Consider the following 15,815-nt stretch of genomic DNA (forward strand, 5'->3'; position numbering starts at 1 on the left):
CTCGACCGGCCCGACCGGCCCCTGGCGCTCGTGACGGCCAGTGGGACCCGGGCCTCTGGTAGTGCCGGCTGGTCCCTTGCGTTTCGTCCGTTAGGAAGGGTCCGTGAACCTGCGGGCGCACAACATAGACCACGATCGCCGGTTAGCCAAACCGAGGATCGTGAAGACCATTGAGGGTGTTCGCAGCGGCTGTGCTTGGCGGTGGAGTCGTAGCGGACGCAGTAGGTAGTGCCGCAAAGACACCAGGAGGTAATGAGCGGCTCCCACCCGCTGCTGTCCTGAAATCCGCAGCGCCCGTTCGCTGAAAGACAGCGATGCTTCCGCCGAGTCGGCGTGGAATCTGGCGTTGTTGATCCCGCTCTGTCGCCCAGTGCGCTTCCTGGCAAGGAACACGTAACCGGCTCCGATACTCCGAGCCGGATAACCCGAGTCACAGCAGTCGCTGCGCGGGGCGTCTCCAGGGCGGCGGATTCGCCCTCGGCAGACGAGAAATAGCCCCGAAGGACTGGAACCTGCTCCGAGACCATGTCAACCTAAAACGTCCGGGAAAATACCAGGTCAGCAAGGGGCTTAGGTCTCCGGGTCGACCAACAGACAGGTCGGCCATGACGGCAGCCGGTACATCAGCTCACGCTCCTCGGCCTTCTCGCCGAGGCCCCGATCCAAGGAGTCCCACCTGCCGAAGGCCACTCTCCGACTTACTCGTTGCACCCTTCCCAACGGCCTGGCGCCAGGAACGCGCGGACCGCACAGTGAAAGAACTACGGGCCGTCTCCAAGGCGTTGCCTCTCTGCGTGTATGTAGGCGGGCTGTTCGGCGAGGACTTGCAGCAAAGCTGGCTACCGCCGGGGTCGAGGAACCTCGCCCACATGGCGGCACGCCCTGGAGCCGCAACCCGAACACGTCGCCGGGACCGCTGTTGCTCCCGAGCGCGTCGTGGCAGGCAAACCTCGACCGGCTCACCGCGATGGGCTCCCCGGTGCCAGTGACGGACGGCGCGACGCCCCGTCTCCGTCGTACTGGCTGGTCTCCTGAACTTCGTCCACTAACGAGATTGCCTGTGCGGGCGCGGAACATAGACCACGATCGCCGGTTAGCCAAACCGGCAATCGTGATGACCATTTGAGGGCGTCCGCATGCGGCTGCGCTTGGCGGTGGAGCAGTAGCGGATGCAGCAAATGGCGCCGCAACTAGTAGAGAACGGCACCGTCTGCTGGCGCCTTGAGGCCGCGGCGTCCCTTCCCTGAGGCGTTGCGGCCCTCCATCAATGTGGAATTTTACGGCCTTAAGGAGAGTGATTAACCCTGTCCGACCCGATCAAGAAGTTGCCGCCGAACACGAAGGGGCAGATCCGGTACCGGTTCGTGGTCGATATAGGCATCGACCCCACCACCGGGAAGCGCAAGCAGCTAACTCGTACATTCGGCACGCTGAAGGAAGCGAAGGCCGAGTATGCCCGCATCACCAACCGTCACCAGGAAGGGACGCTCGCACCGCCAAATAAGCTCACCGTGAATGAGTGGCTCGACCAGTGGCTGGCCATGAAGGCTGACGACTTGGAAGAAACCACTATTTACAACTACCGCATCACCCTGGACCGGGTGCGGGGGAAGTTGGGCAGCATCCGTCTTCAGGAGCTCACTGAAGAGGACGTAGAAGGGTGGATGCACTGGGCTCTGAAGCACGGGCGCGTACGCGGTGGAAAGGCCGGCACTCCGCTCGGAGTGACCAGCGTGGACATGAGCCTTGCTCGGCTGAAGGACGCTCTGAACCGAGCCGTGACGCGTCGGCTGGTGCCCATAAATGTCGCCCAGCACGTGACCATTCCGCGCAGAGCACGCAAGGAAGAGAGGAAGAACAAGCAGGAGGTGAAGCCCTGGAACGTCCTGGAGGTTCAGACGTTCGTCCGTGGCGTCAGCGAAGAACGGCTCTACGCCCCGCTCCTGCTGTCCCTCATGGGTCTACGTCCGGCTGAAGTCTGCGGACTCCGGTGGGAAGACGTCGATCTGGACAACGCCACGATCACCATAGCCAACACACGGACGATGATGGGCAATCGGTACGTGGTGGAGAAGGACACCAAGTCCCTGGCCGGTGAACGGGACCTTCCGTTGCCGGCTCCGGTGCTGGCTGCTCTCAAGTCGTTCAAGGCCCTCCAGGCCAAGGAGAAGCTGGCCCTGGGTGAGGCATACGCAGAGTCCGGCTACGTCTTGGTGCACGAGACCGGAGCAGCCTTCACGATCAAGCAGCTCCGTCGACGCGCGTATCGGCTCATGGAAATCCTCGGTCTCCGCCGAGTCCGTCTCTACGACGCTCGTTCGTCGTGCCTCACGTTTCTGGCCAACAACGGCGTGCCGGATCACATCCTTGCGCGGTGGGCCGGACACACGAATGTGAAGACCACCAAGAAGTGGTACGTGAAGCCGGACGTCGAAGACCTTCGCGAAGCCGCCACAACGTGGGATGGCCTGCACGGTGCTGCGACGGAGGGGCAAGCGTGAGCCGGGCGGCCTACCGACCGAGCGACCTGCCCAGCTGCATGGCAGCCAAGATCGAGGTGGACCCGGAGACCGGCTGCTGGCTGTAGACCGGTAGCTGCAACGAGGGGCAGTCAGGCTACGGCCAGGTCTCCTATGAGGGAGAGACACAGCTTGTCCACCGTGTGGTGTTCAGGTTGTTGGTCGGTGAGATTCCGGAGGGCTTCCAGGTGCGTCGTGCCGATCCTTGGGGACGGCAATTTACGCTTTGCTGCAACCCGGACCACCTGGAAGCCATGCCGAAGAAGGAAGCTTTGCGGCGCAGGGACTGGGAGAGCGCGCGATCCAGGAGGACGCACGGTCCAAGCGGCCACGCGTACACGCCGGAGGACTCGTATCTGGGATGCTCGAGGGTTCCGGCAGTGTCGGACGTGCCGCGCCGAGAGGGTCAAGAGCCGGCGGGTTCCCCGGGCTCTGTGAGATTTTGTGAGACGTGAGAGGGTCTGAGGCGTGAGTGAGACACCGTCGAACACCCTGCAATACCGCTTTGACGGGCCAGAAGAGGCTCCCGTCCTGATCTTGGGTCCCTCCCTGGGTACCACATGGCACATGTGGGACCGCCAGGTGCCGGAGCTGGCCGAGCAGTGGCGGGTCTTCCGGTTCGATCTGCCCGGCCACGGCGGCGCCCCGGCCCACCCGGCGGGTTCGGTCGCCGAGCTGACCGCCCGGCTGCTGGCCACGCTGGACGCGCTCGGCGTGCAGCGGTTCGGCTACGCGGGCTGTGCGCTGGGCGGCGCGATCGGCATCGAGCTGGCCCTGCGCCACCCCGCGCGGGTCGCCTCCCTCGCGCTGGTCGCGGCCTCCCCCCGGTTCGGCACCGCCGACGAGTTCCGGCAGCGCGGGGTGGTCGTACGCACCAACGGGCTCGACCCGATCGCCCGGACCGCGCCCGACCGCTGGTTCACCGGCGGGTTCGCCGCCGCGCAGCCCGCGATCACCGAGTGGGCCGTGCAGATGGTCCGCACCACCGACCCGGGCTGCTACATCGCCGCCTGCGAGGCCCTCGCCGCCTTCGACGTCCGGCCCGAGCTGGGCCGGGTCGGGGTGCCGACCCTGGTGCTGGTCGGCTCCGACGACCAGGTCACCGGCCCCGCCGAGGCCCGCACCCTGGTCGCCGGCATCCCGGACGCCCGGCTCGCGGTCGTCCCCGGCGCCTCCCACCTGGTGCCGGTGGAGCAGCCCGCCGCCGTCACCGACCTGCTCGTCCACCACTTCAGCACCGCCTGGCAGCAGCCCTTCGACACCGGCCAGACCGTCCTGCCGGCCGCCCCCGCCGTCCCCGTGCCGGCCGCGCCGCAGCCCGCGCCGGTCGCCGAGATCGCCCCCGCGGCCGTACCGGCACCGCCCGCCGGGCCCCCGGACCGGTACGAGACGGGGCTGAAGATCCGCCGCGAGGTGCTCGGCGACGCCCACGTGGACCGGGCGCTGGCGCAGGCCGACGAGTTCTCCGGGGACTTCCAGGAGTTCATCACCCGCTACGCCTGGGGCGAGATCTGGGACCGGCCGGGCCTGGACCGCCGCACCCGCAGCTGCATCACGCTCACCGCGCTGGTCGCGGGCGGCCACCTGGAGGAGCTGGCCTTCCACACCCGGGCGGCCCTGCGCAACGGGCTCACCCCGGTCGAGATCAAGGAAGTGCTGCTCCAGGCGGCCGTCTACTGCGGGGTGCCGGCCGCGAACAGCGCGTTCCGGGTGGCCCAGCAGGTGATCCGGGAGGAGACCACGCCCGCCGAGTAGCGCCCGCGAGACGGCCGCAGGCGGCAGGATGGGGAGCCATGAAGCTGACGAAGAAGTCCCATGCCTGCGTCCGGCTCGAGAAGGAGGGGCAGACGCTCGTCATCGATCCGGGCGGGTTCTCCGAGGAGGACGCCGCCCTCGGCGCGGACGCGATCCTGGTCACGCACGAGCACCCGGACCACTTCGACGAGTTCCGGCTGCGGGCCGCCATGGAGAACAACCCGGCCGCCCGCATCTGGACGCTGCGGTCCGTCGCCGACCGGATCACGGCGGCCTTCCCGGGCCGCGTGCACACCGTGGGCCACGGCGACACCTTCACCGCCGCCGGCTTCGACGTCCAGGTCCACGGCGAGCTGCACGCGGTGATCCACCCGGACATCCCGCGCGTCACCAACGTCGGCTACCTGATCGACGGCGGTACGGTCTTCCACCCCGGCGACGCCCTCACCGTCCCCGACCGCCCGGTGGAGACGCTGCTGGTGCCGGTGATGGCCCCCTGGAACAAGATCTCCGAGGTCATCGACTACGTCCGCGAGGTCGGACCGCGGCGCGCCTACGACGTCCACGACGCCCTGCTCACCGACCTCGCCCGGCCGATCTACGACGGCCACCTCGGCCGCCTCGGCGGCGCGGACCACCAGCGGCTGACGCCGGGGGCGTGGACCGAGGTCTGAGCCCGTTGTCAGTGGCTCCGGGTAGGTTGTGAGGCATGCGCATCGCTACCTGGAACGTGAACTCGATCACCGCCCGCCTCCCCCGTCTGCTGGCCTGGCTGGAGAGCAGCGGCACCGACGTGCTCTGCCTCCAGGAGGCCAAGATCGCCGAGGAGCAGTTCCCGTTCGAGGAACTGCGCGAGCTGGGCTACGAGGCCGCGGTCCACGCGACCGGCCGGTGGAACGGGGTGGCGGTGCTCTCCCGCGTCGGTCTGGAGGACGTGGTCAAGGGCCTGCCCGGCGACCCCGGCTACGACGGCCTGACCGAGCCGCGCGCCATCTCGGCGACCTGCGGCCCGGTCCGCGTCTGGTCGGTGTACGTGCCGAACGGCCGCGAGGTGGGCCACCCGCACTACGCGTACAAGCTCCAGTGGTTCGAGGCCCTGAAGGCGGCCGTGTACGGCGACGCGCAGGGCAGCCGCCCGTTCGCCGTGCTGGGCGACTACAACGTGGCACCGACGGACGACGACGTCTACGACCCGGCCGCCTTCGAGGGCTCCACCCACGTCACCCCGGCCGAGCGCGCCGCCCTGGCCGGCCTGCGCGAGGCGGGCCTGGACGACATCGTGCCGCGCCCGCTGAAGTACGACCACCCGTTCACGTACTGGGACTACCGCCAGCTCTGCTTCCCGAAGAACCGCGGCATGCGCATCGACCTGGTGTACGGCAACGAGCCGTTCGCGCAGGCCGTCAAGGACGCCTACGTCGACCGCGAGGAGCGCAAGGGCAAGGGGGCCTCCGACCACGCGCCGGTGGTGGTCGACCTGGACGTGTGATGCCACGCTGGGTCCATGCACCTTCCGTTCCTGGGCCCGCGGCGCGTGAAGAGCGGTGACGCGGCGCCGCCCGCCGCCCCCGAGGCGGTCGCCGCGCTGCTGGCCGAGTGCGAGCTGCTCCGCGCGCAGGCGGACCTGGCGGGCGTCCGCCTCGACGGCACCCCGGCCTCCCTGGAGGCCCTGGACCAGCTGGTCCCGCGCTGGCGGGACGACCCCGAGACCCTGCCCGCGCTGGGCCATGACGCCGGGCTGTACCTGGGCACGGTCGTGGTGCGCACCGTACCCGGCGCCGCCTGGCAGCTGACGCCCGACGGCGAGCCCGTCGTACGGCTCGCCTCCGGCCGGACGGTGGAGGTGGTGCCGGCCGGGCAGGAGTGGGCGGCGAACGGGGCCCCCGAGCTGTCCCAGCTGTACGCGGAGATCGCCGAGACCTGACACCGGCGGCTCCCCGATCCCCCCATTGGCGTAAATACGGCTATTGCCCGGAAGGTGCGTGTCGCCCGTCAACTCCGCTGGCGTCTGGATAGGTTGCGGCAACCACGACACAGCTGAGAGTGAGTAGGGCTGCGGATGGCCGTCGATCCGTTGATCGAACTGCGGAACGTCAACAAGTACTACGGGGAGCTGCACGTCCTGCGGGACATCGACCTGACCGTCGGCAAGGGGGAGGTGGTCGTGGTCATCGGCCCCTCCGGATCGGGCAAGTCGACGCTGTGCCGGACGATCAACCGGCTGGAGACCATCGAGTCCGGCACTATCACCCTCGACGGGCAGCCGCTGCCCGCGGAGGGCAAGGCGCTCGCCCGGCTCCGGGCCGAGGTCGGCATGGTCTTCCAGTCCTTCAACCTCTTCGCCCACCGGACGGTCCTGCAGAACGTCTCGCTCGCCCAGGTCAAGGTCCGCAAGCGGAAACGGGACGACGCCGACCGCCGCTCCCGCGAACTCCTCGACCGCGTGGGCCTGCTCGACCAGGCCGACAAGTACCCGGCCCAGCTCTCCGGCGGCCAGCAGCAGCGCGTCGCCATCGCCCGCGCGCTGGCCATGGAACCCAAGGCGATGCTCTTCGACGAACCCACCTCCGCCCTCGACCCCGAGATGATCAACGAGGTGCTCGAGGTGATGCGGCAGCTCGCCCGGGACGGCATGACCATGGTCGTCGTCACCCACGAGATGGGCTTCGCCCGCGCCTCCGCCAACCGTGTCGTCTTCATGGCCGACGGCCGGATCGTCGAGGACCGCAGCCCGGACGAGTTCTTCACCGCCCCGAGCAGCGACCGCGCCAAGGACTTCCTCTCCAAGATCCTCAAGCACTGACCGGGGGAGTGCGACCCGTGTTCCGTACCACCCGCGCGCCCCGCGCCCTGTGCGCCGTCCTCGCCGGACTGCTGGCCGGCCTCGCCGCCGCCTGCGGCAAGGAGGGCAGCCCGCCCAGCAAGGGCCCGGCGGCCGAGAGACTCCCGCACTACCAGGTGGCCGAGGGCTTCCGGCTGCCCGCCTCCCGGACCTGGACCCGGGCGAAGAAACGCGGCCACTTCGTCGTCGGCGTCAAGGAGGACCAGCCCTACCTCGGCGAGAAGGACCCGGCCACCGGCACCTACTCCGGCTTCGACATCGAGATCGCCAAGATGATGTCCGCCTCCCTCGGCCTCCCGCCGAAGACGATCCGCTTCCGCACCATCGCCTCCGCCAACCGCGAGACCGCCCTGCAGAACGGCCAGATCGACTACTACGTCGGCACCTACACCATCAACGCGAACCGCAAGAAGCTCGTCGGCTTCGCCGGCCCCTACTACCTGGCCGGCCAGTCCCTCCTCGTACGCACCGACGAGCACGACATCCACGGCCCCCAGGACCTCCCCGGCAAACGCGTCTGCTCCGCGGCCGGTTCCACGCCGTACCAGCGCATCAAGGCCGACTACCCGAAGGCGGTCCTGGTCGCCTACGACACCTACTCGGTCTGCGTCGACAACCTCCTCACCTACCAGGTCGAGGCGGTCACCACCGACGACGCCATCCTGATCGGCTACGCGGCCAAGGCCCCCGGCGAACTGAAGGTCGTCGGCAAGCCCTTCTCCGAGGAGCCCTACGGCATCGGCGTCCCGCACGGCGACAACGCCCTGCGCTTCGCGCTCGACGACGCGCTGGCGGCCCGCGAGAAGAACGGCGACTGGAAGAAGGCGTACGACGCCACGCTCGGCCTGTCCGGTGTGCCCGCACCCCAGCCGCCCGCCATCGACCGCTACCCGGCGAGCTGACCGAGGACGGCATGAACGTACTGACAGACAACTTCTCGACCTACGGCGCCGGTTTCCTCGGCACCCTCGAACTGACCGTCTACGCCTCCCTCCTGGCCCTCGCCCTGGGCTTCCTGATGGCCTCCTTCCGGGTGGCGCCCGTCGGCTCGCTGCGGGTGTTCGGCACAGCCTGGGTCACCGTGCTGCGCAACACCCCGCTCACCCTGCTCTTCTTCGCGGTGCTGCTCGGCCTGCCCCGGTTCGGACTGGTGCTGCCCTTCCAGGTGTTCGCGGTCCTCGCCCTCGGCTGCTACACCTCGGCGTTCGTCTGCGAGGCGCTGCGCTCCGGCATCAACACCGTGCCCAAGGGGCAGGGGGAGGCGGCCCGCAGCCTCGGGATGTCCTTCGGGCAGACCCTGTCGCTGGTGGTGCTGCCGCAGGCGTTCCGGTCCGTGATCCCGCCCGTCGGCTCCACCCTCATCGCGCTCGCCAAGAACTCGGCCATCGCGGGCGCGTTCAGCGTGACCGAACTCCTCGGCACGTACAAGACGCTCAACGAACTCGGCTACAACATCATCTGGACGTTCGTCTGGATCGCCGCCGGCTATCTGGTCATCACGCTCGCCATCAGCGCCCTGTTCCACGCGCTGGAACGGACCTGGGGGGTGCCCCGATGACCGAGGCCACCGCGCTCTACGACCTCCCGGGCCCGCGCACCCGCCGGCGGCACGCCCTCTACGGCGCCCTGTCCACCGTCGTCATCCTCGCGCTGCTCGCCTGGATCCTGTACCTGCTGTTCGACACCGGCCAGTTCACCTCCACCAAGTGGATGCCGTTCGCCTACCAGGGCATTCAGGAACTGCTGCTGCGCGGTCTCGGCAACACCCTGAAGGCCTTCGCCATCGCGGCCGTCCTCTCGCTCGCGCTCGGCGGGCTGCTGGCCACCGGCCGGCTGTCGGACCACCGGCCGGTGCGCTGGCTCGCCACGCTCGTCGTGGAGTTCTTCCGCGCGATGCCCGTCCTGGTGATGATCTTCTTCATCTTCGTGGCGCTGCGGGTGCAGCCGCTGCCCGCGCTGGTCGCCGGACTCACCCTCTACAACGGCTCGGTGCTCGCCGAGGTCTTCCGCTCGGGCGTGAACGCCGTCGAACGCGGCCAGCGGGAGGCCGCGTTCGCGCTCGGCATGCGCAAGACGCAGGTCATGGCGCACGTCCTCGTCCCGCAGGCGGTGCGCGCCATGCTGCCCGCCATCATCAGCCAGCTGGTGGTCGCCCTGAAGGACACCTCCCTCGGCTTTCTCATCACCTACGAGGAGTTCCTCCATGCCGGGAAACTCATCGCCTCCGATCTCGACTACGATTTGCCGTTCATCCCTGTGGTGATGGTGATCTCGCCGATCTACATCGGGATGTGCATGCTGCTCTCGTGGTTCGCCGACTGGGTGTCCCGGCGTGAGCGGCGCAGCCCCAAGACCAAGGGGGTGGCGGTCGCCACACCCGGGCCGGGGGCGCTGCTGCCGGGTGGGGTGCCCCCCACGGCCCCGAGACCGTAAGGGGGGCGGCAGTTCACGCGGGCCCTGCTCGTCCGGCGGCAGCCGGAGATCACTGCTCGCCGAGCGGGACGGACACGTACGACGGGTCGTCCGCGGGCGAGGAGAAGGTCAGCTGCGCGCCGGACGGGTTGTGCTCGGCGTAGAGCGGGTCGACCGTGTCGACCACCAGCGCGAGGCGGTGCCCGGCGGGGACGTCGTAGGCCGTGGAGAACAGCTCCAGGTTGACGGCGAACGGTGCGCCGGGCGTCCGCCCGTGCCAGGTGTAGGGCGCGTGGGTGACCAGCTTGCCGAAGCCGAGCGGGCCCACGTCGTACAGGTGGGCGACGAGCGTGCCGCTCTCCGCGGTCGGGGTGAGCGTGGTGTGCAGGGTGGTGGTGCCGCGCACCCGCTGCGCGCTGCCGTACCGCTCCGACTGCCACACGGCCGCCCAGCGGCGCGGCAGCAGCGGCAGCGACGCGACGGGCGGGAGCTGGGCGACCTGGTCCAGGATGCTGGAGAGGAACACGATCCCGCCGTCCGCGCCGGAGTCGACGTTCGCGCGGATGGTGGTGGAGCCCGCCAGTGCGATCTTCTTCCGGGTCGCGGTGACCGACTTCCAGTCCGGGTAGCCCTCGTATCCCCCCGCGTTACGGGACTTCAGCCGGACCGGCTGCTCGCGCTCGACGCCGTTGTCGGCGCCCCTCAGGTAGTGGTCGAACCAGCGCCGGGTGTCCGTCCACACGTCGTTGGGCAGCCCGAACAGGCCGGTCAGCTCGGGGGTCGCGTGGTCGCCCGGGCGCAGCTGGAGCCGCTTGGGGACGGTCAGCTTCTCGTAGAAGGAGGCGTACTGGTTCACCGGGAAGACCGTGTCGCCCCAGGCGTTGGCCAGCATGACGGCGGCGCCGTTCTTGTTCAGCTGGTCGACATAGGTCGTGGCGGAACGTTTCCGCCCCCAGTCGATCATCTCCTGTTCCTTCGTCAGGTTCGAGGAGTACAGGTTGTCGAAGATCTGTCGCAGTTCGGGGCTCTCGCGGCCGGTGAGGGTGGCCGCGCCGTCCAGCACGGCCGCCGCCTGGAGGTGCTGGGTGCGGCCCGAGTAGATCGAGTCGATCAGGTCGGCCCAGCCGCTGAGCGCGGCCACGGCCTTGACCCGCTTGTCGTGCGCCGCGGTGAGCAGGCTGATCCCGGCGCCGTAGGACACCCCCGCCATGCCGATGTGCTCCGGGTCGGCGGGGGTGTGGGCGAGCGCCCAGTCGATGACCCGGGAGGCGTCGGCTATGTCGGGCGGGCCGGCCACTTCTATCCGGCCGCCGGACTGCCAGAAGCCGCGCACGTTGTAGGTGAGCACCACATAGCCGGCGTCGGCCAGCCGCTGGGCCTGGGCCAGGTACTCCACCTGGGGCAGGCCCCAACTCGTGGGCAGCACGATGAGCGGGTAGGCGCGCTTGCCGTCGGCGCCCTGGGGCGTGAGGACGTTGGCCTTCAGCACGGTGCCGCCGTCGCCGGCGATGTCGACGAACCGGACGGCCGGGGCCGCCTGGGCGGCCGGTGCCACGCCGACGACGGTGCCCGCGAGCAGCGCCGCCGACACGGCCGCGGCGGCGGAGGTGCGCAGCGCGGTGCGACCTTGTCCCATGGGGTCACTCCTTCATTCGTGTATACAAAGTGACCCGACGGTAACCGCGCGCTCTTACCTCAAGTAACCCGTCGGTAAGTTACGTACGGGTAAAGATTGTTGAAGTGTCACTCGGTGGTGACGGCGGGCTCCGGCAGCGGCGTCCGCGCCTCCCGCGTCACGTCCGCCACCAGCTCCACCACGTCCGGGCCGTACGCCTGCGAGTTGACCACCTTCAGCAGCAGGACGAAGGAGCCGCCGCCGTACTTCCGGGCCAACCGCTCGTGGTGGCGGGCGAGGTAGCGGGTGGCGGCCTGGTTGGTGATGGCGCGCTGGCCGCAGAAGAGGAACACCGGGCGGACGTCCTCCCGCCCGTCGGCGGTGAGCCGGGCGAGCAGCATGTACTCGCTCCGGCCGCGCTCCATGCGGTACTCCTCCGCGCCGATCCGCAGGGCGCCCAGCTCCGGACCGCTCTCGGCCTCCACGTTCATCCGCACGCCCGGCAGCAGCGAGGAGAGGTGGGCCGCCATCCGGAGATTGGAGTAGGGGCCGCCGACGCAGAACTCCGTCCGCTCGCCGAAGCCCTGCTGGGTGGCGTCGTGCGCCACGATCTGTACGCGCGCGTTGCAGTCCTTGATCAGCGCGGCGAGTTCCAGCAGCGCGAACATGTCGTACCGCATCACCGTCAGCTCCGGCCCGCCCGCCTTGCGGTTGACGACCAGCAGCGACTCCGAGTGGTCCGGCAGCCCGAAGAAGGCCTGCCTGCGCCGCAGTCCGCGCCGCCACAGATACGTACGGGCGACCCAGCCGAGCGCGGCGGAGATGCCGGCGGCTATCACCCCCAGGACGATGTTGCGCAGGTCGTCGTTCATGGCCGCGCATGCTAGCGGGCCCGGGCGACGGCCACCGTGCCGCGGCGTACTGTCGGAGTACCGGCAATCCGGTTACGCTGCGCGGACTGTTCCGACGGGAGGTTCGGATGGGTGGTACGCGGAAGCTGGCTGTCCTGGCGGTCTCGGCCGTCGTGGTGTCGGTGGGGGCGGCGGCGCCACCCACCGCGACAACGAAGGCGACGGCGGGGAAGGTTCCCGTGGCCGTCGGCTACGGCGGCGCCGTCGCCAGCGTCGACGCGGACGCCTCCGCCGCCGGTATCGAGGTACTGAAGAACGGCGGCAACGCGGTGGACGCGGCCGTCGCCACCGCCGCCGCACTCGGCGTCACCGAGCCCTACTCCTCCGGCATCGGCGGAGGCGGCTACTTCGTCTACTACGACGCCAGGGCCCGTACGGTGCACACCATCGACGGGCGCGAGACCGCACCGCTCAGCGCCGACGCCGACCTGTTCACGGAGAACGGCAAGCCGCTGCCCTTCGCCGACGCCGTCACCAGCGGACTGAGCGTCGGTACCCCGGGCACCCCCGCCACCTGGCAGAAGGCGCTGGACGAGTGGGGCAGCAAAGGGCTCCGCACGCTGCTGAGGCCCGCCGAGCGGCTCGCCCGCGACGGCTTCACGGTGGACGAGACCTTCCGCGCGCAGACCGCGGCCAACGAGACCCGGTTCCGCTACTTCCCCGACACGGTGAAGCTGTTCCTGCCGGGCGGCAAGCTGCCCGTCGTCGGCTCCACCCTGAAGAACCCGGAACTCGCCCGCACCTACGCCGAGCTGGGCCGCAAGGGCGTCGGCGCGCTCTACCGCGGGGACATCGCCGACGACATCGTCGAGACGGTCGAACACCCGCCCGTGGACCCCGCCTCCGGCTGGAAGGCCCGCCCCGGCAAGCTGGCCGAGAAGGACCTCGCCGGCTACCGCGTCGAACTTCAGGCGCCCACCAGGACGTCGTACCGCGGCCTGAACGTGTACTCCATCGCGCCCTCCTCCTCCGGCGGCACCACCGTCGGCGAGGCGCTCAACATCCTGGAGAACACGAACCTGTCGAAGGCGAGCGAGGTGCGCTACCTGCACCGCTACATCGAGGCCAGCCGGATCGCCTTCGCCGACCGCGGGCGCTGGGTCGGCGACCCCGCCTTCGAGTCCGTACCGACGCGGCAGCTGCTGTCCCAGCGGTTCGCCGACTCACGGGCCTGCCTGATCAAGGACGACGCGGTGCTCGGCAGCCCGCTCGCCCCGGGCGACCCGCGTCACCCGGTGCCCTGCGGCCGGGGCGGCAAGGCGGCACCGACGACGTACGAGGGCGAGAACACCACCCACCTGACCGTGGCCGACAAGTGGGGCAACGTCGTCGCCTACACGCTCACCATCGAGCAGACCGGCGGCAGCGGCATCACCGTCCCTGGCCGGGGCTTCCTGCTCAACAACGAGCTGACCGACTTCTCCTTCGCCCCGGCGAACCCGGCCGTGCACGACCCGAACCTGCCCGGCCCGGGCAAGCGCCCGCGCTCCTCGATCTCCCCGACCATCGTCCTCGACCGGCACGGCAAGCCCGTGGTGGCGCTCGGCTCGCCCGGCGGCGCGACCATCGTCACCACCGTGCTGCAGACGCTCACCGGATTCCTGGACCGGCACCTGCCGCTGGTCGACGCGATCGCCGCACCCCGCGCCAGCCAGCGCAACGCCGCCCAGACCGAGCTGGAGCCCGCGCTGTACGACGGCGACCTGAGGAAGCGGCTGGAGGCCATCGGGCACCGCTTCAAGCTGAACCCGGAGATCGGCGCGGCGACCGGGGTGCAGCGGCTGCCCGGCGGGAAATGGCTGGCCGCCGCCGAGAAGGTACGACGCGGCGGCGGCTCGGCGATGGTGGTGAACCCGGCGCCGTAGCCCTCACAGCTCCGGGGCGGGCGGCTGCGCCTGCGCGGCGCGGAAGTCCAGCCGCCCGTCCGCCACGTCCACCGTCACCCGGCTGCCCTCGGAGATCGTGCCGTTCAGCAGCAGCCGGGACAGCTGGTTGTCCACCTCCCGCTGGATGGTGCGGCGCAGCGGCCGGGCGCCGTACTCCGGCTCGTAGCCGCGCTCGGCCAGCCAGTCGACGGCCGCGCCGGTGAACTCCACCGAGACGCCCTGCCCCTCCACCAGCCGCCGGGTGGTCTGCAGCAGCAGCTCGGTGATCCGCCGCAGCTGGTCGCCGGTCAGCTGGCGGAAGACCACGATCTCGTCGATCCGGTTGAGGAACTCCGGCCGGAAGTGCTCGCGCAGCGGTCGCAGCACCTGTTCGCGCCGCGCCTCCTCGTCGGCCTCCGCGCCGCCCGGCCCGAACCCGATCCCGGCGCCGCGCCGGGTGATGACCTCCGAGCCCAGGTTGCTGGTCATCACGATGACCGTGTTGGTGAAGTCCACCGTCCGGCCCTGGGAGTCGGTGAGCCGGCCGTCGTCCAGGACCTGGAGCAGGATGTTGAAGACGTCCGGGTGCGCCTTCTCCACCTCGTCCAGCAGCAGCAGCGAGTACGGGTGCCGGCGCACCACCTCGGTGAGCTGGCCGGCCTCCTCGTGGCCGACGTACCCGGGCGGGGCGCCGACCAGCCGGGAGACGGTGTGCCGCTCCTGGTACTCGCTCATGTCCAGCCGGACCATGCGGTCCTCGCTGCCGAACAGTGCCTCCGCCAGCGCCCGGGCCAGCTCCGTCTTGCCGACGCCGGTCGGGCCGAGGAAGAGGAAGCTGCCGATCGGACGGTGGGGGCTGGCGAGCCCGGCGCGCGAGCGCAGCACCGCCTCGGACACCACGGAGACCGCCTCCTCCTGGCCGACCACCCGCTGGTGCAGGTGCTCCTCCAGGCCGAGCAGCCGCTCCTTCTCCTCCTGGGTCAGCCGGCTGACCGGGATGCCCGTCTGCCGGGACACCACCTCGGCGATGGCCTCCGCCGTCACCGCCAGGTCCTGCCCCTCGTCGGCCTTGTCGCCGCCGGACGCCTCGGCGATCCGCTGCTTCAGCTCGGTGATCCGGTCGCGCAGCTGTTTGGCCTGCTCGTAGTCCTCGTCCGCGACCGCCTGGTCCTTGTCCCGGACCAGCTGCTCCGTCTCGCGCTCCATCGCGCGCACGTCCGTGCCCTTCGTCCGGGCCCCCAGCCGGACCCGTGCGCCCGCCTGGTCGATCAGGTCGATCGCCTTGTCCGGCAGCCGTCGGTCGGTCAGATACCGGTCCGACAGCTCCACGGCGGCCACCAGCGCCTCGTCGGTGTAGCGGACCTGGTGGTGGGCCTCGTACCGGTCGCGCAGGCCGCGCAGGATCTCGATGGTGTCCTCGGCCGTCGGCTCGGGCACCAGGACCGGCTGGAACCGGCGGGCCAGCGCCGCGTCCTTCTCGATCCGGCGGAACTCCTCCAGCGTGGTCGCGCCCACGATGTGCAGCTCGCCGCGGGCGAGGGCGGGCTTGAGGATGTTCCCGGCGTCCAGCGCGCCGCCCTCGCCGCCGGAGCCGGCGCCGACGACGGTGTGCAGCTCGTCGATGAACACGATCAGCCGGTCGGAGTGGGCGCGGATCTCCTCCACGATGTTGTTGAGCCGCTCCTCGAAGTCGCCCCGGTAGCGGGTGCCGGCCACCACCCCGGTGAGGTCCAGGGCCACCACCCGGCGTCCCGCCAGGACGTCCGGTACGTCCCCGTCCGCGATCCGCTGGGCCAGGCCCTCCACGATGGCCGTCTTGCCGACGCCCGCGTCACCGATCAGCACCGGATTGTTCTTGCCGCGCCGGGACAGCACCTCGATGGTCTGCTCGATCTC

General features: G+C 70.1%; 13 protein-coding genes. 10 read left to right on the top strand and 3 right to left on the bottom strand.

Annotated elements, in window-relative coordinates:
• Window positions 1–1,325: 1,325 nt before the first annotated feature.
• The 9 genes from CCN44_RS16275 to CCN44_RS16315 all read left to right on the top strand — a co-directional run bounded on the left by CCN44_RS16275 (window position 1,326) and on the right by CCN44_RS16315 (window position 9,549).
• Complete coding sequence (locus CCN44_RS16275; protein WP_237480900.1) at window positions 1,326–2,501, top strand: tyrosine-type recombinase/integrase; 1,176 nt, start codon at window positions 1,326–1,328, stop codon at window positions 2,499–2,501.
• Window positions 2,502–2,987: 486 nt separating this feature from the next.
• On the top strand, window positions 2,988–4,274 hold the full coding sequence (gene pcaDC, locus CCN44_RS16280; protein ID WP_086698057.1) for a bifunctional 3-oxoadipate enol-lactonase/4-carboxymuconolactone decarboxylase PcaDC: 1,287 nt from the start codon (window positions 2,988–2,990) through the stop codon (window positions 4,272–4,274).
• A 38-nt stretch (window positions 4,275–4,312) separates the two neighbouring features.
• The gene (locus tag CCN44_RS16285; protein WP_059254087.1) at window positions 4,313–4,948 is read left to right on the top strand and encodes an MBL fold metallo-hydrolase; all 636 of its coding nucleotides are present in this window, start codon (window positions 4,313–4,315) and stop codon (window positions 4,946–4,948) included.
• A 35-nt stretch (window positions 4,949–4,983) separates the two neighbouring features.
• Window positions 4,984–5,763, top strand: a complete 780-nt coding sequence (locus tag CCN44_RS16290; protein WP_059254088.1) for an exodeoxyribonuclease III — start codon at window positions 4,984–4,986, stop codon at window positions 5,761–5,763.
• Between the two features lie 15 nt (window positions 5,764–5,778).
• A complete protein-coding gene (locus CCN44_RS16295; RefSeq protein WP_059254090.1) occupies window positions 5,779–6,198 on the top strand; it encodes a DUF6278 family protein in 420 nt (139 codons plus the stop codon).
• 135 nt (window positions 6,199–6,333) lie between these two features.
• Complete coding sequence (locus tag CCN44_RS16300) at window positions 6,334–7,077, top strand: amino acid ABC transporter ATP-binding protein (protein WP_059254092.1); 744 nt, start codon at window positions 6,334–6,336, stop codon at window positions 7,075–7,077.
• A gap of 17 nt (window positions 7,078–7,094) precedes the next feature.
• Entirely contained in the window at window positions 7,095–8,018 is a 924-nt protein-coding gene (locus CCN44_RS16305) for a glutamate ABC transporter substrate-binding protein (RefSeq protein WP_086698058.1), read from the top strand.
• Between the two features lie 11 nt (window positions 8,019–8,029).
• Window positions 8,030–8,674, top strand: a complete 645-nt coding sequence (locus CCN44_RS16310; RefSeq protein ID WP_059254096.1) for an amino acid ABC transporter permease — start codon at window positions 8,030–8,032, stop codon at window positions 8,672–8,674.
• Window positions 8,671–9,549 carry an amino acid ABC transporter permease gene (locus tag CCN44_RS16315; RefSeq protein WP_086698059.1) on the top strand — a complete coding sequence of 293 codons (879 nt, stop codon included), beginning with the start codon at window positions 8,671–8,673 and terminating at the stop codon, window positions 9,547–9,549. Before CCN44_RS16310 ends, CCN44_RS16315 begins: the two co-directional genes overlap by 4 nt.
• A 49-nt stretch (window positions 9,550–9,598) precedes the next feature.
• On the opposite strand, the gene CCN44_RS16320 is transcribed toward CCN44_RS16315, so the two are convergent.
• Both CCN44_RS16320 and CCN44_RS16325 read right to left on the bottom strand, forming a co-directional pair.
• Window positions 9,599–11,164 carry a CocE/NonD family hydrolase gene (locus CCN44_RS16320; RefSeq protein ID WP_086698060.1) on the bottom strand — a complete coding sequence of 522 codons (1,566 nt, stop codon included), beginning with the start codon at window positions 11,162–11,164 and terminating at the stop codon, window positions 9,599–9,601.
• Window positions 11,165–11,271: 107 nt separating this feature from the next.
• Window positions 11,272–12,015: a hypothetical protein gene (locus CCN44_RS16325; RefSeq protein ID WP_086698061.1), complete on the bottom strand. Its 744-nt coding sequence runs from the start codon at window positions 12,013–12,015 to the stop codon at window positions 11,272–11,274.
• Window positions 12,016–12,122: 107 nt separating this feature from the next.
• On the opposite strand from CCN44_RS16325, the gene ggt reads away from it, so the two are divergent.
• On the top strand, window positions 12,123–13,919 hold the full coding sequence (gene ggt / locus CCN44_RS16330) for a gamma-glutamyltransferase (RefSeq protein WP_208639784.1): 1,797 nt from the start codon (window positions 12,123–12,125) through the stop codon (window positions 13,917–13,919).
• Window positions 13,920–13,922: 3 nt separating this feature from the next.
• Here ggt and CCN44_RS16335 read toward each other — a convergent pair.
• Window positions 13,923–15,815: ATP-dependent Clp protease ATP-binding subunit (locus tag CCN44_RS16335; protein ID WP_086698062.1), on the bottom strand; the 1,893-nt coding region annotated here is incomplete at its 5' end.

This window comes from Streptomyces tricolor, from assembly GCF_002155905.1.
Classification (GTDB): Bacteria; Actinomycetota; Actinomycetes; order Streptomycetales; family Streptomycetaceae; genus Streptomyces; species Streptomyces tricolor.

Excerpts from the sequence above, each read along its gene's own strand:
- CCN44_RS16285 (WP_059254087.1), top strand. The coding sequence starts at position 4,313 with ATGAAGCTGACGAAGAAGTCCCATGCCTGCGTCCGGCTCGAGAAGGAG.
- CCN44_RS16290 (WP_059254088.1), top strand. The coding sequence starts at position 4,984 with ATGCGCATCGCTACCTGGAACGTGAACTCGATCACCGCCCGCCTCCCC.
- CCN44_RS16295 (WP_059254090.1), top strand. The coding sequence starts at position 5,779 with ATGCACCTTCCGTTCCTGGGCCCGCGGCGCGTGAAGAGCGGTGACGCG.
- CCN44_RS16300 (WP_059254092.1), top strand. The coding sequence starts at position 6,334 with ATGGCCGTCGATCCGTTGATCGAACTGCGGAACGTCAACAAGTACTAC.
- CCN44_RS16310 (WP_059254096.1), top strand. The coding sequence starts at position 8,030 with ATGAACGTACTGACAGACAACTTCTCGACCTACGGCGCCGGTTTCCTC.
- CCN44_RS16315 (WP_086698059.1), top strand. The coding sequence starts at position 8,671 with ATGACCGAGGCCACCGCGCTCTACGACCTCCCGGGCCCGCGCACCCGC.
- CCN44_RS16320 (WP_086698060.1), bottom strand. The coding sequence starts at position 11,164 with ATGGGACAAGGTCGCACCGCGCTGCGCACCTCCGCCGCCGCGGCCGTG.
- CCN44_RS16325 (WP_086698061.1), bottom strand. The coding sequence starts at position 12,015 with ATGAACGACGACCTGCGCAACATCGTCCTGGGGGTGATAGCCGCCGGC.
- ggt (WP_208639784.1), top strand. The coding sequence starts at position 12,123 with ATGGGTGGTACGCGGAAGCTGGCTGTCCTGGCGGTCTCGGCCGTCGTG.